The sequence below is a fragment of the Klebsiella sp. DY2415 genome (assembly GCF_026314315.1).
GTDB lineage: Bacteria > Pseudomonadota > Gammaproteobacteria > Enterobacterales > Enterobacteriaceae > Klebsiella > Klebsiella ornithinolytica.
Genome location: NZ_CP111115.1, coordinates 471260 through 491598, shown reverse-complemented (window position 1 = coordinate 491598; position 20339 = coordinate 471260). Strand labels below are relative to the sequence as shown.

Here is a 20339-nt window from a genome sequence, read left to right as displayed (position 1 = left end):
CTCGATGTTGCCGCAATAAGATTAGTGCAGCATACCTTCATTTACTTCGAAGAGTAATTCTTCCATTTGTTGATAGGCATTTTCGCAGCCCGGAATATTAAACAGTACCATCAGGATCACCCATTTCAGGTCTTCCAGATCAAATTCTGCTGTATCCAGAGCCAGCACACGCTCTATCACCATTTCCCGCGTTTCGAGGTTCAACACCTGAATCTGCTCGAGGAATAATAAAAATCCCCGGCAACTGGCATCCAGACGCAGACACTCTTCTTCGGTATAAATCCGCAAAGAGAGCGGGTCAGAAGCAAGCTGCATGGGAGCAACGAGCCCCTCCTGATAGTCAGCCAGTTTCTCGAGCCACATCAACGCGTTGTAGATATCTTCCCGATCGAATCCTGCATCGGTGAGATCCCGGGTCAGTTTATCCTGGTCCACGCGCATTTCTGCTTCGTTTTGGATGTAAGTCTCAAACAAATACATGAGTACGTCGAACATGGCTTGCCCTCCTTAATCGGACATAGCCGCCGGGTACAGCTGCGATCCAGCCTGCTAACTCCAGTTCAAGTAGCTGAGCTACGGTCACTGGCACAGATTGGCCGGCACGTTCAGCGACAACGTCAACAGGTGTTACCTCATCTCCTACGTTAGCCAGGAGCTCTGGAAATGGCAATGCTACGGGAGGCGGATCCATGCAATTATTTATCTTGTCAGGCACATCCTGGAGCCATCGCAGCTCCTGCTGGCAATGGTCGATGATATCTTGCGCTGATGTCACGGGGATGGCGCCTTGTTTAATCAGCCAGTGTGGACCTTCGGAACCCGGATTACCTACCGGCCCGGGTAATGCAAAAACCTCTCTTCCTTGTTCCAGCGCACAGCGAACCGTCACCAGCGAGCCGCTTTTCAGAGCGGCCTCAATCACCAGCACGCCAATACTGAGTCCGCTGATAATTCGATTCCGACGAGGGAAATTTCCCGGCCACGGGGAGGTTGAAAGGGGAAACTCAGACAGCAATGCTCCTCCGCTTTCCACTATCTTTCCGGCTAATGCATGATGACGACGTGGGTAGATTGCGCCTAACCCATTGCCAAGTACGCCGATTGTCTTCCCGCGCGCCTCAAGTGCGCCGCGGTGAGCGACGCCGTCAATGCCGATCGCCAGGCCGCTGGTAATGGTGATACCAAGATGCGCCAGGTCTTCACTGAACTGTTTCCCCCACCGGGCACCGTACCAGGAGTGGGAGCGGCTGCCGACAACGGCCAGCTGTAAACTGCTTAACACGGCTAAATCCCCACAAACGAAAAGCGCGCCGGGATAGTCAGCGATGGCGCGCAGTCGGGGTGGATAATAAGGACTATCGGCCAGCAGCAGGTGGCGCCCGGGTTGCTCCAGCCACAATAGGGTAGACTCAAGCTCTCGTTGGCTAACGGATAGAAATTGCTTCGCTTGCGCTGCGCTCAGACCGCAGACGTACAATACTTCGCTATCTGGCACCGGGGCTGCATGCAGTATTCTGGCAGCCATCACCATCCCGTCACCATAAAGGCCGTTCACCTTCATCAGACGCAGCCAGATCTCCGTAGGTGCCATCCCTGTCCCCTGCCATAAGTGGCTTTAACAATCTTTGCGATTGGACAGCGAGACTGTCAATTACAGGGGGTTTTGTCTAGAATAGAGCTAATAATCTTATCAACTCCTGAATACGACTCTGGATCTTTATGGCAGTTTTGCAAGTGTTACATATCCCGGACGAGCGCCTTCGCAAAGTCGCTGAACCGGTAAAAGAAGTTAATGCGGAAATTCAACGTATCGTCGATGATATGTTCGAGACGATGTACGCGGAAGAAGGTATTGGTCTGGCCGCTACCCAGGTGGATATTCATCAGCGCATTATCGTTATCGATGTCTCAGAAAACCGTGAAGAGCAGCTGGTGTTAATCAACCCGGAGCTGTTGGAAAAAGACGGTGAAACGGGCATCGAAGAAGGTTGCTTGTCTATCCCGGAACAGCGTGCACTGGTGCCACGTGCCGAAACCGTGAAGATTCGTGCATTGGATCGCGAAGGCAAGCCGTTTGAACTGAATGCTGACGGCCTGCTGGCTATCTGTATCCAGCATGAAATGGATCACCTGGTAGGCAAACTGTTTATCGATTATCTGTCGCCGCTAAAACAACAGCGTATTCGGCAGAAAGTTGAAAAACTGGACCGTTTGCGTACGCGTGCCTGAGGACAAGGACTAACGTGTCACAATCACTACGTATTATCTTTGCGGGAACCCCCGATTTTGCAGCGCGTCATCTCGATGCGCTGCTGTCGTCTGGGCACCAGATCGTTGGCGTATTTACCCAGCCCGATCGCCCCGCTGGCCGCGGTAAAAAGCTCATGCCGAGCCCGGTAAAAGTGCTGGCTGAAGCTAACAATTTGCCGGTATTCCAGCCGGCATCCCTGCGTCCACAGGAAAACCAGCAGCTGGTCTCCTCGCTTAATGCCGATGTCATGGTCGTCGTCGCGTATGGACTGATTCTGCCAAAAGCGGTTCTGGATATGCCGCGCCTTGGCTGTATTAACGTCCACGGTTCTCTTCTGCCGCGCTGGCGCGGAGCGGCGCCTATACAGCGCTCACTCTGGGCGGGTGATGCCGAAACCGGTGTGACCATCATGCAGATGGATGTCGGTCTGGATACAGGAGACATGCTGCATAAACTCTCCTGCCCGATCGCTGCGCAAGATACCAGCGCCAGTCTGTATGACAAGCTGGCAGAGCTCGGCCCACAAGGGTTACTGGAAACGTTAACTCAGCTCGCAGACGGCTCAACTCAGCCGGAAGTCCAGGATGAGGCATTGGTGACCTACGCTGAGAAGCTCAGTAAAGAAGAAGCGCGCATTGACTGGTCTCTTTCCGCTGCGCAGCTCGAACGTTGTATTCGCGCCTTCAACCCGTGGCCCATGAGCTGGCTGGAAATTGATGAGCAACCGGTGAAAGTGTGGCAGGCATCCGTCATTGCTGAAACCAGCGGTGCTGAACCTGGTACGATCGTGGCCGCTGGCAAGCAAGGCATTCAGGTGGCAACCGGCAATGGCATCCTGAACCTCGAGTCATTGCAGCCGGCAGGTAAAAAAGCAATGAGCGCCCAGGACTTGCTAAATTCTCGCCGGGAATGGTTTATCCCCGGTAACCGTCTCTCCTGACGGTAGTCATTTCTAAGGCCCGGGTTTACCGGGCATTTTTATTTTGCGGTTATGAAAAAAAATCTAAATTTACGCAGTCTGGCGGCGAAAGCCGTTGAGCAGGTTGTCGAGCAAGGTCAGTCATTAAGTAACGTTCTGCCGCCATTACAGCAAAAGGTCGGGGAAAAGGACAAAGCGCTGCTGCAAGAGCTGTGCTTTGGTGTCCTGCGTACCCTCAGCCAGCTGGACTGGCTGGTTAACAAACTGATGGCTCGCCCGATGACGGGCAAACAGCGAACCGTTCACTATTTAATTATGGTGGGGTTTTATCAGCTGCTCTATACCCGCATTCCGGCCCATGCTGCGCTGGCAGAAACGGTGGAAGGCGCGGTAGCTATCAAACGCCCGCAGTTGAAGGGACTTATCAACGGCGTTTTACGCCAGTTTCAGCGCCAGCAGGAAGCTTTGTTGGCCGAATTTGCCCAAAGTGAGAGTCGTTTTCTTCATCCGGCATGGCTGCTCAAGCGTCTGCAAAAATCATGGCCGCAGCAATGGCAGGCTATTGTCGATGCAAATAACCAACGCCCGCCCATGTGGCTGCGCGTAAACCGCAGTCATCATTCACGCGATGAGTGGCTTGCGCTGCTGGAAGAGGCCGGACTGCACGGGTTTACCCACCCTGATTATCCGGATGCGGTGCGTCTGGCCACGCCGGCCCCCGTTCAGGCATTACCAGGATTCGACCCGGGCTGGGTTACCGTCCAGGATGCTTCAGCCCAGGGCTGTATGCGCTACCTGACCCCGGAAAACGGCGAGAGAATCCTCGACCTGTGTGCTGCCCCCGGCGGTAAAACGACGCATATTCTGGAAGTTGCGCCGCAGGCCAGCGTCCTGGCGGTTGATATTGATGAGCAGCGCCTGTCGCGTGTCTATGACAACCTGAAGCGACTCGGCATGAAAGCGCAGGTGAAGCAGGGTGATGGCCGCTATCCCGCTCAGTGGTGCGAAGACGAACAGTTCGATCGCATTCTGCTCGATGCCCCCTGTTCAGCAACCGGCGTCATTCGTCGTCATCCGGATATTAAATGGCTACGCCGCGATCGCGACATTGCCGAGCTGGCCCAGCTGCAGGCGGAGATTCTTGACGCCATCTGGCCTCACCTGAAACCTGGCGGAACACTGGTCTACGCGACCTGCTCAATTCTTCCGGAAGAGAATAGCCAGCAAATTGCTGCATTCCTGAAGCGTACGCCAGATGCAGAGCTCAGCCTCACCGGCACGCCTGAGCAGCCGGGCGTGCAAAATTTGCCCGGCGCAGAAGAGGGTGACGGGTTCTTTTACGCTAAGCTGATCAAACATCGGAAATAATGGATCACTGCTGATGAAGATTATTATTCTGGGCGCCGGTCAGGTAGGCGGAACTCTCGCGGAAAACCTCGTGGGAGAGAACAACGATATCACCCTGGTCGACACCAATGGTGACCGCCTGCGCAGCCTGCAGGATAAATTCGACCTTCGCGTTGTTCAGGGGCACGGTTCCCATCCACGCGTGCTGCGTGAAGCAGGCGCCGATGATGCCGACATGCTGGTTGCCGTAACCAGTTCAGATGAAACCAATATGGTCGCCTGCCAGGTTGCCTATTCACTGTTCAATACGCCTAATCGTATTGCGCGTATCCGTTCTCCGGATTATGTACGGGATGCCGAAAAACTGTTCCACTCGGAAGCGGTGCCTATCGATCATCTGATCGCCCCTGAACAGTTAGTTATCGACAACATCTACCGACTTATTGAATACCCGGGAGCACTGCAGGTCGTAAACTTTGCCGAAGGTAAAGTCAGCCTCGCGGTGGTAAAAGCCTACTACGGCGGTCCACTGGTGGGGAATGCGCTCTCGACAATGCGCGAACACATGCCGCATATCGATACTCGCGTAGCGGCCATTTTCCGCCACGACAGGCCCATTCGCCCGCAGGGTTCGACAATCGTTGAAGCCGGCGATGAAGTATTCTTCATTGCCGCATCGCAGCATATTCGTGCCGTCATGAGTGAGCTACAGCGCCTGGAAAAACCCTATAAGCGCATCATGCTGGTTGGCGGGGGGAATATCGGCGCAGGTCTTGCTCGTCGTCTTGAGAAAGATTACAGCGTTAAGCTGATCGAACGCGATCAGCAACGCGCCGCCGAGCTTGCGGAGAAACTACAGAATACGATCGTCTTCTATGGCGATGCCTCGGATCAGGAGCTGCTGGCGGAAGAACACATCGATCAAGTGGATCTCTTTATTGCCGTCACCAACGACGATGAAGCTAATATCATGTCCGCAATGCTGGCCAAACGGATGGGCGCTAAAAAAGTCATGGTGTTGATCCAGCGGAAAGCCTACGTCGATCTGGTGCAGGGTAGCGTGATCGATATTGCTATATCGCCGCAGCAAGCCACGATCTCCGCCCTGCTGAGCCATGTCCGTAAGGCTGATATTGTTGGCGTCTCCTCACTGCGCCGCGGTGTCGCGGAGGCCATTGAAGCTGTGGCTCACGGCGATGAAAGTACCTCCCGTGTAGTAGGTCGCGCGATCGATGAGATCAAGCTACCGCCGGGCACGATCATCGGTGCTGTCGTCCGTGGCAATGACGTAATGATCGCGAATAATAACCTGCGTATTGAACAGGGCGATCACGTCATTATGTTTCTGACCGACAAAAAATTTATATCCGACGTCGAGCGTCTTTTCCAACCCAGTCCTTTCTTCCTCTAATTGCACGGGCGCCTGTATGGCGCCCTTTTTGATTATCCTTTATATATCAGGGGATAATATTTTTTAGCAATTATTCAACAGCAATGGCAAATGGAAATACATTTGATAAACTTACTTCTGTTAGCGGGTTTATGGAGAATAAAATGAGTATTTTAAAAGAGTTTCGCGACTTCGCGATGCGCGGGAATGTTGTTGATTTGGCAGTGGGTGTCATCATTGGTGCGGCATTTGGTAAAATTGTATCGTCACTGGTTGCCGATATTATTATGCCGCCACTTGGCCTGCTGATTGGTGGAATTGATTTTAAATCGTTCGCCGTCACGTTACGCGATGCACAGGGCGATGTCCCGGCTGTTGTAATGCATTATGGGGTGTTTATCCAGAACGTGTTTGATTTCGTGATCGTGGCCTTTGCCATTTTTATGGCAATCAAGCTGATGAATAACCTGAATCGCAAAAAGGCAGAAGCTCCTGCTGCGCCACCGGCACCAACGAAAGAAGAAGTCTTGTTGAGTGAGATTCGCGATCTGCTGAAAGAACAGAATAACCGTTCGTAATCAGGCAACAGAAAGCAGAAGGCCAGTGGTAAAAAAGTGATTCACTCTTTTGCCACTGGCCTCCCGGTCATTCCGCCCCACATGTTTATCTTTACGTTGGTAGCTGCCTTTCCCCTTCCGGTTTTTCTCTACTCTCTGTCTGAATAACGGGTCATGTAGCAACGCCTCAATGGCATTGTCTTTTATTTGCCCTTTCGTATGTTGATAGCGGCTCATAATAGCTCCTGAATGTGAATGAGATCGGCGCGAGTGTAGATCCGCGCGATGAAAAAATCAACGTTCCACCGTAGCACTACTGGCTCCTTGCTCAAGGGCCTCGAGAATAGAACAATACACGCTGCTATGAGCTGTGCCGCAGCAGGCCTCATTGAGTCGTTGCAATGAACGGCGCATTGTTTGTAGCTCTTTAATTCGTGCGTCGACTTCGCTCAGGCGTGCCTGAACAATGCCTTTTGACTCCTGACAGGTATGATGCTCCGGATCGACACGGATCGACAATAATTCGCGGATCGCTTCAAGGGTAAACCCGAGCTGACGGGCATAGCGGATGAAACGCAGGCGCTGAAGGTCGTTCTCGGTATAGAGGCGAAATCCACCTTCTGTACGTACATCGTGAGCCATCATCTGCTGTTTTTCATAGTAGCGAATGGTATCGGGTGTGACATCAGCCAGCTTTGCGAGTTCACCAATACGGTACATACCTACTCCTCATCAATTTTATTCTGAAGCCTGTCAGCATATTCACCGCGTAAAAAATCAGTATTCAATCCTGCCTGGCGTAACTTCAGTTCCAGTAACGCAAGTCGGCGGCTGAGCTCTGCATAGTGCGGATCGTCCGGACGGGCCGCTTTTAATAAATCGACCAGCGCAACGGCTTCTCGTCGTTGCTCAAGTTCAGGAGGCAGACAGCCGGCATTTTTGAGTAAGCGGTAGCCCGCGCGTAGTTCAGGTGGCACATGCAGGTCATCGTCCAAAGTCAGTGGCTCTCCACGACCAGGAAGATCATCAAACTCGCCTTTGGTTTGTGCGTCAAGGATATGGCGTTCTGCCCACTGATCCAGCAACCACATCATTCTGCTCCGGGGATGAACAAAAAGAATACAGATATTGTAGTGAAGCAGCCGTAGCGAGGATATAAAAAAACCCGCCGAGGCGGGTTTTTTTACGTTACTACAGATTACTCTGCAGCAGCTTCTGCTTTCAGCTCAGCACGATCAACCAGCTCGATGTATGCCATCGGCGCGTTGTCGCCTGCACGGAAGCCACACTTCAGAATGCGAGTGTAACCACCGGCGCGGCTCGCGAAACGCGGGCCCAGCTCGTTAAACAGTTTTGCCACGATCTCGTTATCACGAGTACGGGCGAATGCCAGACGACGATTAGCAACGCTATCAGTCTTGGCAAGAGTAATCAGCGGCTCAACTACGCGACGCAGTTCTTTCGCTTTCGGCAGGGTCGTCTTGATGATTTCATGACGAACCAGCGAACCAGCCATGTTACGGAACATAGCCTGGCGATGGCTGCTGTTGCGGTTCAGTTGACGACCACTCTTACGATGGCGCATGACCTTATCCTTCTCAGTAAAACCTTAACCTGTGATCCGGTTACTCGTCAGCAATGCTTGCCGGTGGCCAGTTTTCCAGGCGCATGCCCAGAGACAGACCACGTGAAGCCAGCACGTCTTTAATCTCGGTAAGAGATTTTTTACCCAGGTTCGGCGTTTTCAGCAACTCAACCTCGGTACGCTGTACCAGATCACCGATATAGTGGATAGCTTCTGCCTTGAGGCAGTTAGCAGAGCGGACAGTCAATTCGAGATCGTCAACAGGGCGCAGCAGGATCGGATCGAATTCTGGTTTCTCTTCTTTCACTTCCGGCTGACGTACATCACGTAAGTCAACGAAAGCTTCCAGTTGTTCTGCCAGGATGGTTGCCGCACGACGAATCGCCTCTTCAGGATCGATTGTGCCGTTGGTTTCCATTTCGATGACCAGCTTGTCCAGGTCGGTACGCTGTTCTACACGCGCTGCTTCAACATTGTAGGCAATACGCTCTACCGGGCTGTAGCATGCGTCGACCAGCAGACGGCCGATTGGGCGCTCATCTTCTTCCGAATGAATTCGGGCAGAAGCCGGCACATAACCGCGACCGCGCTGAACTTTGATACGCATGCTAATAGCAGCGTTCTCATCGGTCAGGTGGCAGATCACATGTTGCGGCTTGACGATTTCGACATCACCGTCATGGGTAATGTCGGCTGCGGTCACAGGGCCAATGCCAGATTTATTCAAAGTAAGGATGACTTCATCTTTACCCTGAACTCTCACCGCAAGCCCTTTCAGGTTGAGCAGGATTTCAAGGATATCTTCCTGAACGCCTTCTTTGGTGCTGTACTCGTGCAGTACACCATCAATCTCAACCTCGGTCACCGCGCAACCCGGCATCGATGAGAGCAGAATACGGCGCAGTGCGTTACCCAGAGTATGGCCAAAGCCACGCTCTAAAGGCTCAAGGGTCACCTTGGCGTGCGTCGAACTCACTTGCTCGATATCGACCAGGCGCGGTTTTAGAAACTCTGTCACAGAACCCTGCATTGTGTCCTCTCTTTGGTACTAAGCTTTACTTGGAGTAAAGCTCGACGATCAGGTGTTCGTTAATGTCCGCAGACAGATCAGAACGTTCCGGCTGACGCTTGAACGTACCTTCCATCTTGCCAGCATCAACTTCCAGCCAGGTTGGCTTTTCACGCTGCTCAGCCAGCTCCAGAGCGGCTTTCACGCGAGATTGCTTTTTCGCTTTCTCACGAATGCTAACAACGTCGTTCGCTTTAACCTGATAAGAAGCAATGTTAACAACACGACCGTTTACCATGATAGCTTTGTGGCTAACCAGCTGACGTGATTCAGCACGAGTCGCGCCGAAGCCCATACGGTATACAACGTTGTCCAGACGACCTTCCAGCAGAGCTAACAGGTTTTCACCGGTGTTGCCTTTCAGACGTGCTGCTTCTTTATAATAGTTACGGAACTGACGCTCCAGCACACCGTACATACGGCGAACTTTTTGCTTTTCACGCAACTGCACACCATAGTCAGACAGACGCGGCTTACGCGCACCGTGCTGGCCAGGAGCTTGTTCAATTTTACACTTGGTATCGATCGCGCGAACGCCAGACTTAAGGAATAAGTCGGTGCCCTCACGACGGCTCAGCTTGAGCTTAGGACCCAAATATCTTGCCATTTTCTTTCTCCAACAATCCTAGAAACGAGCGCGTTATACGCGACGTTTTTTCGGCGGACGACAACCGTTATGAGGGATCGGAGTCACATCAGTAATATTAGTGATGCGGAAACCAGCGGCGTTCAGTGCACGAATGGTAGATTCGCGACCCGGACCCGGACCTTTGACCATAACTTCCAGATTCTTGATGCCGTATTCTTTTACGGCTTCAGCGCAACGCTCTGCTGCAACCTGAGCTGCAAACGGAGTGGATTTGCGAGAACCACGGAAACCGGAACCACCGGCTGTTGCCCAACCCAGTGCGTTACCCTGACGATCGGTAATGGTAACGATGGTGTTGTTAAAAGAAGCATGGACATGAGCCACGCCATCAGAGACTTGTTTTCTTACACGCTTACGTGCACGAACTGGTGCCTTTGCCATTATTCAATCACCCCGATTATTTCTTGATCGGTTTACGCGGACCCTTACGGGTACGTGCGTTGGTCTTAGTACGCTGACCGCGAACCGGAAGACCACGACGATGGCGTAAACCACGATAGCAACCAAGGTCCATCAGACGCTTGATGCTCAGGGTGATTTCACGGCGCAGATCACCTTCAACGACAAATTTACCTACTGCTTCACGCAGGGATTCAATTTGTTCTTCAGACAGCTCACTGATCTTAACATTTTCAGCGATACCCGTGTCAGCACAGATGGCTTTAGAGCGGGTCTTGCCGATACCGAAAATAGCAGTTAATGCGATTACGGTATGTTTCTGATCAGGAATGTTAATGCCTGCTATACGGGCCACTATGCACTCCTACTATTTAATATGTACGCACCATGCTGAAAAGCCCGTTTTCAGGATACTCAAATGGAAACGCACAGACATACAAAAGATTGGCTGGCTAATCTAGCCAGCTCAATCCAACTTTGCAAGAAAAATATGCGAAAAAATCAGCCTTGGCGCTGTTTATGCTTTGGCTCGGCACTGCAAATCACGCGGATGACGCCATCACGCTTAACGATTTTGCAGTTACGGCATAATTTCTTGACGGAAGCACGAACTTTCATTTTTACTCTCCGTAACTTCTCGGGCGCCCTGTTAGCGGCCGTAGCCTTTCAGGTTCGCCTTCTTCAATGCAGACTCGTACTGACTTGACATCATCAGAGTTTGCACTTGAGCCATAAAGTCCATAATCACAACGACAACAATAAGCAGCGAGGTTCCACCGAAGTAGAACGGCACTTTCATTGCATCACGCATGAACTCCGGGATCAGGCAGATAAAGGTAATGTATAACGCACCAACCAAGGTCAGGCGAGTCATCACTTTATCAATATACTTCGCCGTTTGCTCTCCCGGACGAATTCCTGGTACAAATGCACCGGACTTCTTCAGGTTATCTGCTGTTTCACGCGGGTTGAAAACCAACGCCGTGTAGAAGAAACAGAAGAATATGATTGCAGACGCATAGAGTAACACATAAAGCGGTTGCCCAGGCTGCAAATACAGCGAAATTGTTGTCAGCCAGTTCCAACCGGTTCCGCCCCCGAACCATGACGCGATGGTCGCAGGGAACAGAATAATACTGGAAGCGAAGATTGCCGGGATAACCCCTGCCATATTCACTTTCAGCGGTAAATGTGTGCTCTGTGCAGCATAGACACGACGACCTTGTTGACGCTTCGCGTAGTTCACCACAATGCGGCGTTGACCACGTTCTACGAATACAACAAAGAAGGTCACGGCAAATACTAATACTGCAACCAACAGCAACAGGAGGAAGTGCAGGTCGCCTTGACGCGCTTGCTCGATAGTATGGGCGATGGCTGGCGGGAGACCCGCAACAATACCAGCGAAGATAATGATCGAAATACCGTTACCGATACCACGTTCAGTAATCTGTTCGCCGAGCCACATCAGGAACATCGTCCCTGTGACCAGACTTACAACAGCGGTGAAATAGAATGCAAAGCCTGGATTCATCACCAGGCCCTGCATACCAGGCATATTCGGCAGACCGGTAGCAATACCGATCGACTGGAATATCGCCAACACCAGAGTACCGTAGCGGGTGTACTGGCTGATCTTACGACGACCAGACTCCCCTTCTTTCTTTATTTCTGCCAGCGGCTGATAAACAACCGTCAACAGTTGGACAATAATCGATGCCGAAATATACGGCATGATACCCAAAGCAAAGATAGAAGCACGGCTGAGAGCACCACCAGAGAACATGTTGAACATTTCAATGATGGTGCCTCGCTGTTGCTCAAGCAGTTTGGCAAGTACAGCGGCATCAATACCAGGGATCGGAATAAAAGAACCAATACGGAACACAATCAGCGCACCGATAACAAACAAAAGTCTGCGTTTCAGTTCGCCAAGTCCACCTTTGGCACTTTGAAAATCTAATCCCGGTTGCTTAGCCATCTGCTACTTATTCCTCAATTTTACCGCCAGCAGCTTCGATAGCAGCACGAGCACCTTTAGTCACACGCAGGCCACGAACAGTTACCGGACGAGCTACCTCACCAGACAGGATCACTTTCGCGAACTCAATCTGAATACCGATAATGTTAGCTGCTTTCAGCGTGTTCAGGTCGACTACATCGCCTTCTACGTGAGCCAGATCAGACAGACGAACTTCTGCAGTGATCATCGCTTTACGAGAAGTGAAGCCGAATTTCGGCAGACGACGGTACAGAGGCATCTGACCACCCTCGAAACCGCGACGTACGCCACCGCCAGAACGAGAGTTCTGACCTTTGTGACCACGACCACCGGTTTTACCGAGGCCAGAACCGATACCACGACCAAGGCGTTTACCCGCCTTTTTGGAGCCTTCGGCCGGAGACAGAGTATTTAAACGCATCTCTTACTCCTCAACTTTAACCATAAAGGAAACCGCGTTGACCATACCACGAACAGCAGGAGTATCCTCGCGTTCTACGGTGTGACCAATACGACGCAGACCCAGGCCAAGCAGCGTTGCCTTGTGTTTCGGCAGACGACCGATTGCACTGCGGGTTTGAGTAATTTTAATAGTCTTTGCCATGGTTTATTTCCCCAGAATTTCTTCAACGGATTTACCACGCTTGGCAGCGACCATTTCTGGAGAATTCATATTTTCCAGGCCATCAATAGTTGCACGAACCACGTTGATCGGGTTGGTGGAACCATATGCTTTAGCCAGAACGTTATGAACTCCAGCAACTTCCAGAACGGCGCGCATTGCACCACCGGCGATGATACCGGTACCTTCGGAAGCTGGCTGCATGAATACACGAGAACCCGTGTGAACACCTTTAACCGGGTGTTGCAGGGTGCCGTGGTTCAGCGCGACGTTAATCATATTGCGACGGGCTTTTTCCATCGCTTTCTGGATCGCTGCTGGAACTTCACGCGCTTTACCGTAACCAAAACCTACGCGGCCATTACCATCACCAACTACAGTCAGAGCTGTGAAGGAGAAAATACGACCACCTTTAACGGTTTTAGATACGCGGTTAACCGCGATCAGCTTTTCCTGCAGTTCGCCAGCTTGTTTTTCGATGTGAGCCATCTTACACCTCTACCTTAGAACTGAAGGCCAGCTTCACGGGCAGCATCTGCCAGTGCCTGGACACGACCATGATATTGGAACCCGGAACGGTCAAAGGAAACATCTTTGATGCCTTTTTCCAGAGCGCGTTCAGCAACAGCTTTACCCACAGCTGCAGCCGCGTCTTTGTTACCGGTGTACTTCAGTTGTTCAGCGATAGCTTTTTCTACAGTAGAAGCAGCTACCAGAACTTCAGAACCGTTCGGTGCAATTACCTGTGCGTAAATATGACGCGGGGTACGATGTACCACCAGGCGAGTTGCACCCAGCTCCTGGAGCTTGCGGCGTGCGCGGGTCGCACGACGGATACGAGCAGATTTCTTATCCATAGTGTTACCTTACTTCTTCTTAGCCTCTTTGGTACGCACGACTTCGTCGGCGTAACGAACACCCTTGCCTTTATAAGGCTCAGGACGACGGTAGGCGCGCAGATCTGCTGCAACCTGACCGATCACCTGCTTATCAGCGCCTTTCAGCACGATTTCAGTTTGAGTCGGGCATTCTGCAGTGATACCGGCCGGCAGTTTGTGTTCAACAGGATGAGAGAAACCTAAAGCCAGGTTTACTACATCCCCTTTAACCGCTGCACGATAACCTACACCAACCAGCTGAAGCTTTTTAGTGAAGCCTTCGGTAACACCGATAACTACTGAGTTAAGCAGGGCACGCGCGGTACCAGCCTGAGCCCAACCGTCTGCGAAACCATCACGCGGACCGAAGGTCAGTGCATTATCTGCATGTTTAACTTCAACAGCATCGTTGAGAGTACGAGTCAGCTCGCCATTCTTACCTTTGATCGTAATAACCTGACCGTTGATTTTTACGTCAACGCCGGCAGGAATAACGACCGGTGCTTTAGCAACACGAGACATTTTTTCCTCCGATTAGGCTACGTAGCAGATAATTTCGCCACCAAGACCAGCTTGGCGCGCTGCACGATCAGTCATAACACCTTTAGAGGTAGAAATAACTGCGATACCCAGACCCGCCATAACTTTTGGCAGCTCATCTTTACGCTTATAGATGCGCAGACCTGGGCGGCTGACACGCTGAATGCTTTCTACAACAGCTTTACCCTGGAAATACTTAAGAGTCAGTTCCAGTTCCGGCTTGATGTCGCCTTCAACTTTAAAATCTTCAATAAAGCCTTCTTCCTTCAGCACGTTGGCAATTGCCACTTTCAGCTTGGAGGAAGGCATGGTGACCGCAGCTTTATTCGCGGCCTGACCGTTACGGATACGGGTCAGCATATCCGCGATCGGATCTTGCATGCTCATCTGTCTTTACTCCCGTGATTCAATTGGTGACAATTACCAGCTAGCCTTTTTCAGACCCGGGATTTCACCGCGCATTGCGGCTTCACGGACCTTGATACGGCTCAACCCGAACTTCCGCAGGAAACCATGCGGACGACCTGTTTGACGGCAGCGGTTACGCTGACGAGACGGGCTGGAATCACGCGGCAGAGTCTGCAGCTTGAGAACGGCATTCCAACGATCTTCGTCGGTTGCGTTCACATCAGAGATGATAGCTTTCAGTTCAGCGCGTTTAGCGAAGAATTTATCAGCTAAAGCCACGCGCTTTACTTCGCGTGCTTTCATTGATTGCTTAGCCATTAAGTAACCCTACCTTACTTGCGGAACGGGAAGTCAAAGGCAGCCAGCAGAGCGCGGCCTTCTTCATCAGATTTCGCAGTAGTGGTAATGGTAATATCCAAACCACGAACGCGGTCGACTTTATCGTAGTCGATTTCTGGGAAGATGATCTGCTCACGGACACCCATGCTGTAGTTACCACGACCGTCGAAAGACTTAGCGGACAAGCCACGGAAGTCACGGATACGCGGTACAGCAATAGTGATCAGGCGCTCAAAGAACTCCCACATGCGTTCGCCACGCAGAGTTACTTTACAGCCGATCGGATAGCCCTGACGGATTTTGAAGCCTGCAACTGATTTGCGTGCTTTGGTGATCAACGGCTTTTGACCGGAGATTGCTGTCAGATCAGCTGCTGCGTTATCCAGCAGTTTCTTGTCAGCGATCGCTTCACCAACACCCATGTTCAGGGTGATCTTCTCGACCCGAGGGACTTGCATGACAGAATTGTAGTTAAACTCAGTCATGAGTTTATTAACTACTTCGTCTTTGTAGTAATCATGCAGTTTCGCCATCGTACTACTCCAAATTACTTGATAGTTTCGCTGTTAGACTTGAAGAAACGGACTTTTTTGCCGTCTTCGAATCTAAAGCCTACACGGTCAGCCTTGCCGGTTGCCGCATTGAAGATTGCAACGTTAGAAACCTGAATAGCAGCTTCTTTTTCAACGATGCCGCCTGGTTGGTTCAGAGCCGGAACCGGCTTCTGGTGTTTCTTAACCAGGTTGATACCTTCAACAATGAGCTTGCCGGAAGACAAGACATTCTTAACTTTACCGCGTTTACCTTTATCTTTACCGGTTAACACGATAACTTCGTCATCACGACGGATTTTCGCTGCCATGATTCGCTCCTTAGAGTACTTCTGGTGCCAGAGAGATAATTTTCATGAACTTCTCGGTACGAAGCTCACGAGTTACCGGCCCAAAAATACGCGTACCGATGGGCTGCTCGCTGTTATTGTTCAGAATAACGCATGCATTACCATCGAAGCGAATGACAGAACCGTCCGGGCGACGAACACCCTTCTTGGTGCGCACCACTACCGCCTTCAGCACATCACCTTTCTTGACCTTACCACGCGGAATTGCTTCCTTGATGGTGATCTTGATGATGTCGCCTACGCCTGCGTAGCGACGGTGCGAGCCACCCAGAACCTTGATACACATTACGCGACGTGCACCGGAGTTGTCGGCGACGTTCAGCATAGTCTGTTCTTGGATCATTTTAGTGCTCCGCTAATGTCAACTACTACTGAGACCCAAAGTCGGGCCGTTAAAAATCCCCATATCGAGGGCGCGGCATTATAACACCGGAAATCGGATATGGGTAGAAAAAATAAACGGCTCATCGCTGAGCCGTTTATCCGTTGAGAATGCAGGCTCTATTACAGAACTGCTTTCTCTACAACGCGAACCAGCGTCCAGGACTTAGTCTTGGACAGCGGACGGCATTCGTGGATTTCGACCACGTCGCCGATACCGCATTCGTTGTTCTCGTCATGTACGTGCAGTTTGGTCGTACGCTTGATGAATTTACCGTAGATCGGGTGTTTCACAAAACGTTCGATAGCAACAACGATGGATTTATCCATTTTATTGCTAACTACGCGACCTTGCAGAGTACGGATTTTATCGGTCATTACGCACCCGCCTTCTCAGTCAGTAAAGTCTTAACGCGTGCAACATCACGACGCACTTGCTTCAGCAGATGAGTCTGTTGCAGCTGGCCACTTGCAGCCTGCATACGCAGGTTGAACTGCTCACGCAGCAGGTTCAGCAGCTCAGCGTTCAGCTCTTCAACGCTTTTTTCACGCAGCTCTTTTGCTTTCATTACATCACCGTCTTAGTTACAAAGGTGGTTTTGATAGGCAGTTTCGCTGCTGCCAGGCCGAAGGCTTCACGGGCCAGCTCTTCCGGTACGCCGTCCATTTCATAAAGGACTTTACCCGGCTGAATCAAGGCAACCCAGTACTCCACGTTACCTTTACCTTTACCCATACGAACTTCCAGCGGCTTCTCGGTGATCGGTTTGTCCGGGAATACACGGATCCAGATCTTACCTTGACGCTTAACTGCACGGGTCATAGCACGACGTGCTGCTTCGATCTGACGTGCAGTCAGACGACCACGGCCAACAGCTTTCAGACCGAAAGTGCCGAAGCTAACATCCGTACCCTGCGCCAGACCACGGTTGCGGCCTTTGTGCACTTTACGGAATTTTGTACGCTTTGGTTGTAACATCAGCGACGCTCCTTATTTACGGCCTTTACGCTGCTGCTTTTTAGGTTGAGCAGCCGGTTCCGGTTGTTCAACAGCAGCCATACCACCCAGGATCTCGCCTTTGAAGATCCATACCTTAACGCCGATTACACCGTAAGTGGTGTGCGCTTCAGAGGTGTTGTAGTCGATGTCAGCACGCAGAGTGTGCAGCGGTACGCGACCTTCACGGTACCATTCGGTACGTGCGATTTCCGCGCCGCCCAGACGGCCGCTAACTTCAACTTTGATACCTTTAGCGCCCAGACGCATTGCGTTCTGTACAGCACGCTTCATCGCACGACGGAACATAACGCGACGTTCCAGCTGAGAAGTGATGCTGTCAGCAACCAATTTAGCGTCCAGTTCTGGCTTACGAACTTCGGCGATATTGATCTGTGCAGGAACGCCAGCGATATCCGCTACGACCTTGCGCAGTTTTTCTACGTCTTCGCCTTTCTTACCGATCACGATGCCCGGGCGAGCAGTGTGAATAGTCACACGGATGCTCTTAGCCGGACGCTCGATAACGATACGAGATACGGACGCTTTAGCCAGTTCTTTAGTCAGGAACTGACGTACTTTAAAATCGCTGTCCAGGTTGTCAGCGAATTCTTTGGTGTTCGCGAACCAGGTAGAGTTCCATGGTTTGACAATACCCAGGCGAATACCATTAGGATGTACTTTCTGACCCATTGCTAGTCTCCAGAGTCTCAGCGATCGGACACAACCACAGTGATGTGGCTGGTGCGCTTCAGGATGCGATCTGCACGACCTTTCGCACGCGGCATAATGCGCTTCATGCTCGGGCCTTCGTCTACGAAAATTTTCGCAACTTTCAGATCGTCAATGTCAGCGCCATCGTTGTGTTCAGCGTTAGCAATGGCAGATTCCAGTACCTTCTTGACCAGTACAGCAGCTTTCTTGTTGGTGTAGGTCAGAATATCCAGGGCCTGCGACACTTTCTTACCGCGAATCAGGTCAGCTACAAGGCGAACCTTCTGAGCAGAAGAACGAGCATGGCGATGTTGAGCTAAAGTTTCCATCTCTTCCTCCTACCTTATTTCTTCTTCGCTTTTTTATCAGCAGCGTGGCCGCGATAAGTACGAGTCGGTGCGAATTCACCCAGTTTGTGACCAACCATTTCGTCGGAAACAAAAACTGGAACGTGCTGACGACCATTATGGACAGCGATGGTCAAACCGATCATGTTAGGAAAGATCGTTGAACGACGGGACCAAGTGCGCAGGGGCTTCTTGTCTCCGCTTTCCACCGCTTTCTCTACCTTCTTCAGCAAGTGCAGGTCAATAAAAGGACCTTTCTTGAGAGAACGTGGCATGGCTTATCCTCTAAAATTATTTGCTACGGCGACGTACGATGAATTTATCAGTACGCTTGTTGCTGCGGGTCTTCTTACCTTTGGTCTGCAGGCCCCACGGGGATACCGGGTGCTTACCAAAGTTACGACCTTCACCACCACCATGTGGGTGGTCGACTGGGTTCATCGCAGTACCGCGAACGGTAGGACGAACACCACGCCAGCGTGCAGCACCTGCTTTACCCAGTACGCGCAGCATATGCTCAGCATTGCCAACTTCGCCCAGAGTAGCGCGGCAGTCTGCTTCGACTTTACGCATTTCACCAGAACGCAGACGCAGGGTGACATAAGCACCGTCGCGAGCAACGATCTGAACGTAAGTACCAGCGGAACGAGCCAGCTGACCGCCTTTACCTGGTTTCATTTCTACGTTATGAACGGTAGAACCAACCGGGATATTGCGCATCGGCAGGGTGTTGCCTGCTTTGATTGCAGCATCAACGCCAGACTGAATCTGGTCGCCAGCTTTCAGGCCTTTAGGGGCCAGGATGTAACGGCGTTCGCCATCTTTGTACAGAACCAGCGCGATGTTCGCGGAACGGTTCGGATCGTACTCAAGACGCTCAACAACTGCCGGGATACCATCTTTGTTGCGTTTGAAGTCAACAATACGGTAAGCCTGCTTGTGGCCACCACCGATATGACGGGTGGTGATACGGCCATTGTTGTTACGACCACCGGATTTGCTGTTTTTTTCCAGCAACGGAGCAAAAGGTTTGCCCTTGTGCAGCTCAGGGTTAACCACTTTAACAACGTGGCGACGACCCGGAGATGTCGGTTTACATTTAACAACTGCCATTGTATTACTCCTCCGACTTACTCAGCGCCGCCAACGAAGTCCAGATTCTGGCCTTCTTTCAGGGTGACGTAAGCTTTTTTCCAGTCGCTACGACGACCGATACGCTGTCCGTGACGTTTAACTTTCCCTTTAACTACCAGGGTGTTAACGACTTCGACTTCGACTTCAAACAGTTTCTGCACAGCAGCTTTGATTTCTGCTTTGGTCGCGTCTTTAGCAACTTTGAGAACGATGGTGTTTGTTTTTTCCATCGCAGCAGACGCTTTTTCAGAAACGTGCGGTGCACGCAGCACCTTCAGCAGACGTTCTTCACGAATCATGCCAGCATCTCCTCAACTTGCTTAACAGCATCAGCAGTCATTACGACTTTGTCGAAGGCGATCAGGCTAACCGGGTCGATACCAGTTGCATCGCGTACGTCAACCTTGTGCAGGTTGCGCGCAGCCAAGAACAGGTTCTCGTCCAGCTCACCGGTGATGATCAGCACATCTTCCAGAGCCATGTCTTTCAGTTTCTGTGCCAGCAGCTTAGTTTTAGGCGCTTCAACAGAGAACTTCTCGACAACGATCAGACGATCCTGACGTACCAGTTCGGACAGAATGCTTTTCAGCGCGCCGCGGTACATCTTTTTGTTAACTTTTTGACTGTGGTCCTGCGGACGAGCAGCGAAGGTTACGCCACCGGAACGCCAGATCGGGCTCTTGATAGAACCTGAACGCGCACGGCCGGTACCTTTCTGGCGCCACGGCTTTTTGCCTGAACCAGTTACTTCAGCACGAGTCTTCTGAGCACGAGTACCCTGACGAGCACCAGCTGCATAAGCAACTACAACCTGGTGAACCAGCGCTTCGTTGAAATCACGACCGAAGGTAGTTTCGGAAACAGTCAGCGCGCTCTGCGCGTCTTTCAATACTAATTCCATTGCTATCCC

Annotated in this window: 36 protein-coding genes; 5 read left to right on the top strand and 31 right to left on the bottom strand. The window is 51.5% G+C overall.

Going from position 1 to position 20339, the window contains the following annotated elements:
* Positions 1-21: 21 nt before the first annotated feature.
* Together smg and dprA are read right to left on the bottom strand one after the other, a co-directional pair.
* The gene (gene smg, locus OQV00_RS02335) at positions 22-495 is read right to left on the bottom strand and encodes a DUF494 family protein Smg (protein ID WP_004868322.1); all 474 of its coding nucleotides are present in this window, start codon (positions 493-495) and stop codon (positions 22-24) included.
* Positions 467-1591, bottom strand: a complete 1125-nt coding sequence (gene dprA, locus OQV00_RS02330; RefSeq protein WP_004868325.1) for a DNA-protecting protein DprA — start codon at positions 1589-1591, stop codon at positions 467-469. Before dprA ends, smg begins: the two co-directional genes overlap by 29 nt.
* A gap of 128 nt (positions 1592-1719) precedes the next feature.
* On the opposite strand from dprA, the gene def reads away from it, so the two are divergent.
* The 5 genes from def to mscL all read left to right on the top strand — a co-directional run bounded on the left by def (position 1720) and on the right by mscL (position 6485).
* On the top strand, positions 1720-2229 hold the full coding sequence (gene def / locus OQV00_RS02325) for a peptide deformylase (RefSeq protein ID WP_004868326.1): 510 nt from the start codon (positions 1720-1722) through the stop codon (positions 2227-2229).
* 14 nt (positions 2230-2243) lie between these two features.
* The gene (gene fmt / locus OQV00_RS02320) at positions 2244-3191 is read left to right on the top strand and encodes a methionyl-tRNA formyltransferase (RefSeq protein WP_015585632.1); all 948 of its coding nucleotides are present in this window, start codon (positions 2244-2246) and stop codon (positions 3189-3191) included.
* Positions 3192-3242: 51 nt separating this feature from the next.
* Positions 3243-4538 carry a 16S rRNA (cytosine(967)-C(5))-methyltransferase RsmB gene (rsmB, locus tag OQV00_RS02315; RefSeq protein WP_104896040.1) on the top strand — a complete coding sequence of 432 codons (1296 nt, stop codon included), beginning with the start codon at positions 3243-3245 and terminating at the stop codon, positions 4536-4538.
* 13 nt (positions 4539-4551) lie between these two features.
* A complete protein-coding gene (gene trkA, locus OQV00_RS02310) occupies positions 4552-5928 on the top strand; it encodes a Trk system potassium transporter TrkA (RefSeq protein ID WP_004868333.1) in 1377 nt (458 codons plus the stop codon).
* Between the two features lie 143 nt (positions 5929-6071).
* A complete protein-coding gene (gene mscL, locus OQV00_RS02305) occupies positions 6072-6485 on the top strand; it encodes a large-conductance mechanosensitive channel protein MscL (protein WP_004868336.1) in 414 nt (137 codons plus the stop codon).
* On the opposite strand, the gene OQV00_RS02300 is transcribed toward mscL, so the two are convergent.
* From OQV00_RS02300 to rplD, 29 genes are all read right to left on the bottom strand, one after another.
* On the bottom strand, positions 6486-6701 hold the full coding sequence (locus OQV00_RS02300) for an alternative ribosome-rescue factor A (RefSeq protein ID WP_004868338.1): 216 nt from the start codon (positions 6699-6701) through the stop codon (positions 6486-6488).
* A 57-nt stretch (positions 6702-6758) separates the two neighbouring features.
* Entirely contained in the window at positions 6759-7184 is a 426-nt protein-coding gene (gene zntR / locus OQV00_RS02295) for a Zn(2+)-responsive transcriptional regulator (protein ID WP_015585629.1), read from the bottom strand.
* A 2-nt stretch (positions 7185-7186) separates the two neighbouring features.
* On the bottom strand, positions 7187-7555 hold the full coding sequence (locus OQV00_RS02290; protein ID WP_004868343.1) for a DnaJ family domain-containing protein: 369 nt from the start codon (positions 7553-7555) through the stop codon (positions 7187-7189).
* A gap of 107 nt (positions 7556-7662) precedes the next feature.
* Positions 7663-8049, bottom strand: a complete 387-nt coding sequence (rplQ, locus tag OQV00_RS02285; RefSeq protein ID WP_004868344.1) for a 50S ribosomal protein L17 — start codon at positions 8047-8049, stop codon at positions 7663-7665.
* Between the two features lie 40 nt (positions 8050-8089).
* Positions 8090-9079 carry a DNA-directed RNA polymerase subunit alpha gene (locus OQV00_RS02280; RefSeq protein WP_002919219.1) on the bottom strand — a complete coding sequence of 330 codons (990 nt, stop codon included), beginning with the start codon at positions 9077-9079 and terminating at the stop codon, positions 8090-8092.
* Between the two features lie 25 nt (positions 9080-9104).
* A complete protein-coding gene (gene rpsD / locus OQV00_RS02275; protein ID WP_004868345.1) occupies positions 9105-9725 on the bottom strand; it encodes a 30S ribosomal protein S4 in 621 nt (206 codons plus the stop codon).
* A 33-nt stretch (positions 9726-9758) separates the two neighbouring features.
* Positions 9759-10148 (bottom strand): 30S ribosomal protein S11, encoded by a 390-nt coding sequence (gene rpsK, locus OQV00_RS02270; protein ID WP_004138423.1) that lies wholly within the window; start codon positions 10146-10148, stop codon positions 9759-9761.
* A 16-nt stretch (positions 10149-10164) separates the two neighbouring features.
* Positions 10165-10521 carry a 30S ribosomal protein S13 gene (gene rpsM, locus OQV00_RS02265; protein WP_004868349.1) on the bottom strand — a complete coding sequence of 119 codons (357 nt, stop codon included), beginning with the start codon at positions 10519-10521 and terminating at the stop codon, positions 10165-10167.
* A 146-nt stretch (positions 10522-10667) separates the two neighbouring features.
* A complete protein-coding gene (gene rpmJ, locus OQV00_RS02260) occupies positions 10668-10784 on the bottom strand; it encodes a 50S ribosomal protein L36 (protein WP_000868187.1) in 117 nt (38 codons plus the stop codon).
* Between the two features lie 31 nt (positions 10785-10815).
* Positions 10816-12147, bottom strand: a complete 1332-nt coding sequence (gene secY, locus OQV00_RS02255; protein WP_004868351.1) for a preprotein translocase subunit SecY — start codon at positions 12145-12147, stop codon at positions 10816-10818.
* Between the two features lie 7 nt (positions 12148-12154).
* Complete coding sequence (rplO, locus tag OQV00_RS02250; protein WP_004868352.1) at positions 12155-12589, bottom strand: 50S ribosomal protein L15; 435 nt, start codon at positions 12587-12589, stop codon at positions 12155-12157.
* Between the two features lie 3 nt (positions 12590-12592).
* Positions 12593-12772, bottom strand: a complete 180-nt coding sequence (rpmD, locus tag OQV00_RS02245; protein ID WP_001140434.1) for a 50S ribosomal protein L30 — start codon at positions 12770-12772, stop codon at positions 12593-12595.
* 3 nt (positions 12773-12775) lie between these two features.
* Entirely contained in the window at positions 12776-13279 is a 504-nt protein-coding gene (gene rpsE, locus OQV00_RS02240; RefSeq protein WP_004106339.1) for a 30S ribosomal protein S5, read from the bottom strand.
* 14 nt (positions 13280-13293) lie between these two features.
* Positions 13294-13647: a 50S ribosomal protein L18 gene (gene rplR, locus OQV00_RS02235; protein WP_000358960.1), complete on the bottom strand. Its 354-nt coding sequence runs from the start codon at positions 13645-13647 to the stop codon at positions 13294-13296.
* A 9-nt stretch (positions 13648-13656) separates the two neighbouring features.
* A complete protein-coding gene (rplF, locus tag OQV00_RS02230; RefSeq protein WP_004868354.1) occupies positions 13657-14190 on the bottom strand; it encodes a 50S ribosomal protein L6 in 534 nt (177 codons plus the stop codon).
* Positions 14191-14202: 12 nt separating this feature from the next.
* Positions 14203-14595 carry a 30S ribosomal protein S8 gene (rpsH, locus tag OQV00_RS02225; protein WP_004106343.1) on the bottom strand — a complete coding sequence of 131 codons (393 nt, stop codon included), beginning with the start codon at positions 14593-14595 and terminating at the stop codon, positions 14203-14205.
* 33 nt (positions 14596-14628) lie between these two features.
* A complete protein-coding gene (gene rpsN / locus OQV00_RS02220) occupies positions 14629-14934 on the bottom strand; it encodes a 30S ribosomal protein S14 (protein ID WP_002919667.1) in 306 nt (101 codons plus the stop codon).
* 14 nt (positions 14935-14948) lie between these two features.
* Positions 14949-15488, bottom strand: a complete 540-nt coding sequence (rplE, locus tag OQV00_RS02215; protein WP_001096206.1) for a 50S ribosomal protein L5 — start codon at positions 15486-15488, stop codon at positions 14949-14951.
* A gap of 14 nt (positions 15489-15502) precedes the next feature.
* Positions 15503-15817, bottom strand: a complete 315-nt coding sequence (gene rplX, locus OQV00_RS02210; RefSeq protein WP_004106345.1) for a 50S ribosomal protein L24 — start codon at positions 15815-15817, stop codon at positions 15503-15505.
* 10 nt (positions 15818-15827) lie between these two features.
* Positions 15828-16199 carry a 50S ribosomal protein L14 gene (gene rplN, locus OQV00_RS02205; protein ID WP_002919748.1) on the bottom strand — a complete coding sequence of 124 codons (372 nt, stop codon included), beginning with the start codon at positions 16197-16199 and terminating at the stop codon, positions 15828-15830.
* Between the two features lie 161 nt (positions 16200-16360).
* Complete coding sequence (rpsQ, locus tag OQV00_RS02200) at positions 16361-16615, bottom strand: 30S ribosomal protein S17 (RefSeq protein WP_249086941.1); 255 nt, start codon at positions 16613-16615, stop codon at positions 16361-16363.
* Positions 16615-16806 carry a 50S ribosomal protein L29 gene (gene rpmC, locus OQV00_RS02195; protein ID WP_004868359.1) on the bottom strand — a complete coding sequence of 64 codons (192 nt, stop codon included), beginning with the start codon at positions 16804-16806 and terminating at the stop codon, positions 16615-16617. Before rpmC ends, rpsQ begins: the two co-directional genes overlap by 1 nt.
* Positions 16806-17216 carry a 50S ribosomal protein L16 gene (gene rplP, locus OQV00_RS02190; protein WP_002919759.1) on the bottom strand — a complete coding sequence of 137 codons (411 nt, stop codon included), beginning with the start codon at positions 17214-17216 and terminating at the stop codon, positions 16806-16808. Before rplP ends, rpmC begins: the two co-directional genes overlap by 1 nt.
* 12 nt (positions 17217-17228) lie before the next feature.
* The gene (rpsC, locus tag OQV00_RS02185; RefSeq protein WP_002919766.1) at positions 17229-17927 is read right to left on the bottom strand and encodes a 30S ribosomal protein S3; all 699 of its coding nucleotides are present in this window, start codon (positions 17925-17927) and stop codon (positions 17229-17231) included.
* A 17-nt stretch (positions 17928-17944) separates the two neighbouring features.
* Positions 17945-18277, bottom strand: a complete 333-nt coding sequence (rplV, locus tag OQV00_RS02180) for a 50S ribosomal protein L22 (protein ID WP_002919773.1) — start codon at positions 18275-18277, stop codon at positions 17945-17947.
* A 14-nt stretch (positions 18278-18291) separates the two neighbouring features.
* Positions 18292-18570 carry a 30S ribosomal protein S19 gene (gene rpsS / locus OQV00_RS02175; RefSeq protein WP_001138115.1) on the bottom strand — a complete coding sequence of 93 codons (279 nt, stop codon included), beginning with the start codon at positions 18568-18570 and terminating at the stop codon, positions 18292-18294.
* A 16-nt stretch (positions 18571-18586) separates the two neighbouring features.
* Entirely contained in the window at positions 18587-19408 is an 822-nt protein-coding gene (gene rplB / locus OQV00_RS02170; protein ID WP_002919786.1) for a 50S ribosomal protein L2, read from the bottom strand.
* 17 nt (positions 19409-19425) lie between these two features.
* A complete protein-coding gene (gene rplW, locus OQV00_RS02165; protein ID WP_004868363.1) occupies positions 19426-19728 on the bottom strand; it encodes a 50S ribosomal protein L23 in 303 nt (100 codons plus the stop codon).
* Positions 19725-20330 (bottom strand): 50S ribosomal protein L4, encoded by a 606-nt coding sequence (rplD, locus tag OQV00_RS02160; protein WP_000424395.1) that lies wholly within the window; start codon positions 20328-20330, stop codon positions 19725-19727. The genes rplW and rplD overlap by 4 nt, the downstream gene beginning before the upstream one ends.
* Positions 20331-20339: the final 9 nt, after the last annotated feature.

Excerpts from the sequence above, each read along its gene's own strand:
- smg (WP_004868322.1), bottom strand. The coding sequence starts at position 495 with ATGTTCGACGTACTCATGTATTTGTTTGAGACTTACATCCAAAACGAA.
- dprA (WP_004868325.1), bottom strand. The coding sequence starts at position 1,591 with ATGGCACCTACGGAGATCTGGCTGCGTCTGATGAAGGTGAACGGCCTT.
- def (WP_004868326.1), top strand. The coding sequence starts at position 1,720 with ATGGCAGTTTTGCAAGTGTTACATATCCCGGACGAGCGCCTTCGCAAA.
- rsmB (WP_104896040.1), top strand. The coding sequence starts at position 3,243 with ATGAAAAAAAATCTAAATTTACGCAGTCTGGCGGCGAAAGCCGTTGAG.
- trkA (WP_004868333.1), top strand. The coding sequence starts at position 4,552 with ATGAAGATTATTATTCTGGGCGCCGGTCAGGTAGGCGGAACTCTCGCG.
- mscL (WP_004868336.1), top strand. The coding sequence starts at position 6,072 with ATGAGTATTTTAAAAGAGTTTCGCGACTTCGCGATGCGCGGGAATGTT.
- OQV00_RS02300 (WP_004868338.1), bottom strand. The coding sequence starts at position 6,701 with ATGAGCCGCTATCAACATACGAAAGGGCAAATAAAAGACAATGCCATT.
- zntR (WP_015585629.1), bottom strand. The coding sequence starts at position 7,184 with ATGTACCGTATTGGTGAACTCGCAAAGCTGGCTGATGTCACACCCGAT.
- OQV00_RS02290 (WP_004868343.1), bottom strand. The coding sequence starts at position 7,555 with ATGTGGTTGCTGGATCAGTGGGCAGAACGCCATATCCTTGACGCACAA.
- rplQ (WP_004868344.1), bottom strand. The coding sequence starts at position 8,049 with ATGCGCCATCGTAAGAGTGGTCGTCAACTGAACCGCAACAGCAGCCAT.
- OQV00_RS02280 (WP_002919219.1), bottom strand. The coding sequence starts at position 9,079 with ATGCAGGGTTCTGTGACAGAGTTTCTAAAACCGCGCCTGGTCGATATC.
- rpsD (WP_004868345.1), bottom strand. The coding sequence starts at position 9,725 with ATGGCAAGATATTTGGGTCCTAAGCTCAAGCTGAGCCGTCGTGAGGGC.
- rpsK (WP_004138423.1), bottom strand. The coding sequence starts at position 10,148 with ATGGCAAAGGCACCAGTTCGTGCACGTAAGCGTGTAAGAAAACAAGTC.
- rpmJ (WP_000868187.1), bottom strand. The coding sequence starts at position 10,784 with ATGAAAGTTCGTGCTTCCGTCAAGAAATTATGCCGTAACTGCAAAATC.
- secY (WP_004868351.1), bottom strand. The coding sequence starts at position 12,147 with ATGGCTAAGCAACCGGGATTAGATTTTCAAAGTGCCAAAGGTGGACTT.
- rplO (WP_004868352.1), bottom strand. The coding sequence starts at position 12,589 with ATGCGTTTAAATACTCTGTCTCCGGCCGAAGGCTCCAAAAAGGCGGGT.
- rpmD (WP_001140434.1), bottom strand. The coding sequence starts at position 12,772 with ATGGCAAAGACTATTAAAATTACTCAAACCCGCAGTGCAATCGGTCGT.
- rpsE (WP_004106339.1), bottom strand. The coding sequence starts at position 13,279 with ATGGCTCACATCGAAAAACAAGCTGGCGAACTGCAGGAAAAGCTGATC.
- rplR (WP_000358960.1), bottom strand. The coding sequence starts at position 13,647 with ATGGATAAGAAATCTGCTCGTATCCGTCGTGCGACCCGCGCACGCCGC.
- rplF (WP_004868354.1), bottom strand. The coding sequence starts at position 14,190 with ATGTCTCGTGTTGCTAAAGCACCGGTCGTTATTCCTGCCGGCGTTGAC.
- rpsH (WP_004106343.1), bottom strand. The coding sequence starts at position 14,595 with ATGAGCATGCAAGATCCGATCGCGGATATGCTGACCCGTATCCGTAAC.
- rpsN (WP_002919667.1), bottom strand. The coding sequence starts at position 14,934 with ATGGCTAAGCAATCAATGAAAGCACGCGAAGTAAAGCGCGTGGCTTTA.
- rplE (WP_001096206.1), bottom strand. The coding sequence starts at position 15,488 with ATGGCGAAACTGCATGATTACTACAAAGACGAAGTAGTTAATAAACTC.
- rplX (WP_004106345.1), bottom strand. The coding sequence starts at position 15,817 with ATGGCAGCGAAAATCCGTCGTGATGACGAAGTTATCGTGTTAACCGGT.
- rplN (WP_002919748.1), bottom strand. The coding sequence starts at position 16,199 with ATGATCCAAGAACAGACTATGCTGAACGTCGCCGACAACTCCGGTGCA.
- rpsQ (WP_249086941.1), bottom strand. The coding sequence starts at position 16,615 with ATGACCGATAAAATCCGTACTCTGCAAGGTCGCGTAGTTAGCAATAAA.
- rpmC (WP_004868359.1), bottom strand. The coding sequence starts at position 16,806 with ATGAAAGCAAAAGAGCTGCGTGAAAAAAGCGTTGAAGAGCTGAACGCT.
- rplP (WP_002919759.1), bottom strand. The coding sequence starts at position 17,216 with ATGTTACAACCAAAGCGTACAAAATTCCGTAAAGTGCACAAAGGCCGC.
- rpsC (WP_002919766.1), bottom strand. The coding sequence starts at position 17,927 with ATGGGTCAGAAAGTACATCCTAATGGTATTCGCCTGGGTATTGTCAAA.
- rplV (WP_002919773.1), bottom strand. The coding sequence starts at position 18,277 with ATGGAAACTTTAGCTCAACATCGCCATGCTCGTTCTTCTGCTCAGAAG.
- rpsS (WP_001138115.1), bottom strand. The coding sequence starts at position 18,570 with ATGCCACGTTCTCTCAAGAAAGGTCCTTTTATTGACCTGCACTTGCTG.
- rplB (WP_002919786.1), bottom strand. The coding sequence starts at position 19,408 with ATGGCAGTTGTTAAATGTAAACCGACATCTCCGGGTCGTCGCCACGTT.
- rplW (WP_004868363.1), bottom strand. The coding sequence starts at position 19,728 with ATGATTCGTGAAGAACGTCTGCTGAAGGTGCTGCGTGCACCGCACGTT.
- rplD (WP_000424395.1), bottom strand. The coding sequence starts at position 20,330 with ATGGAATTAGTATTGAAAGACGCGCAGAGCGCGCTGACTGTTTCCGAA.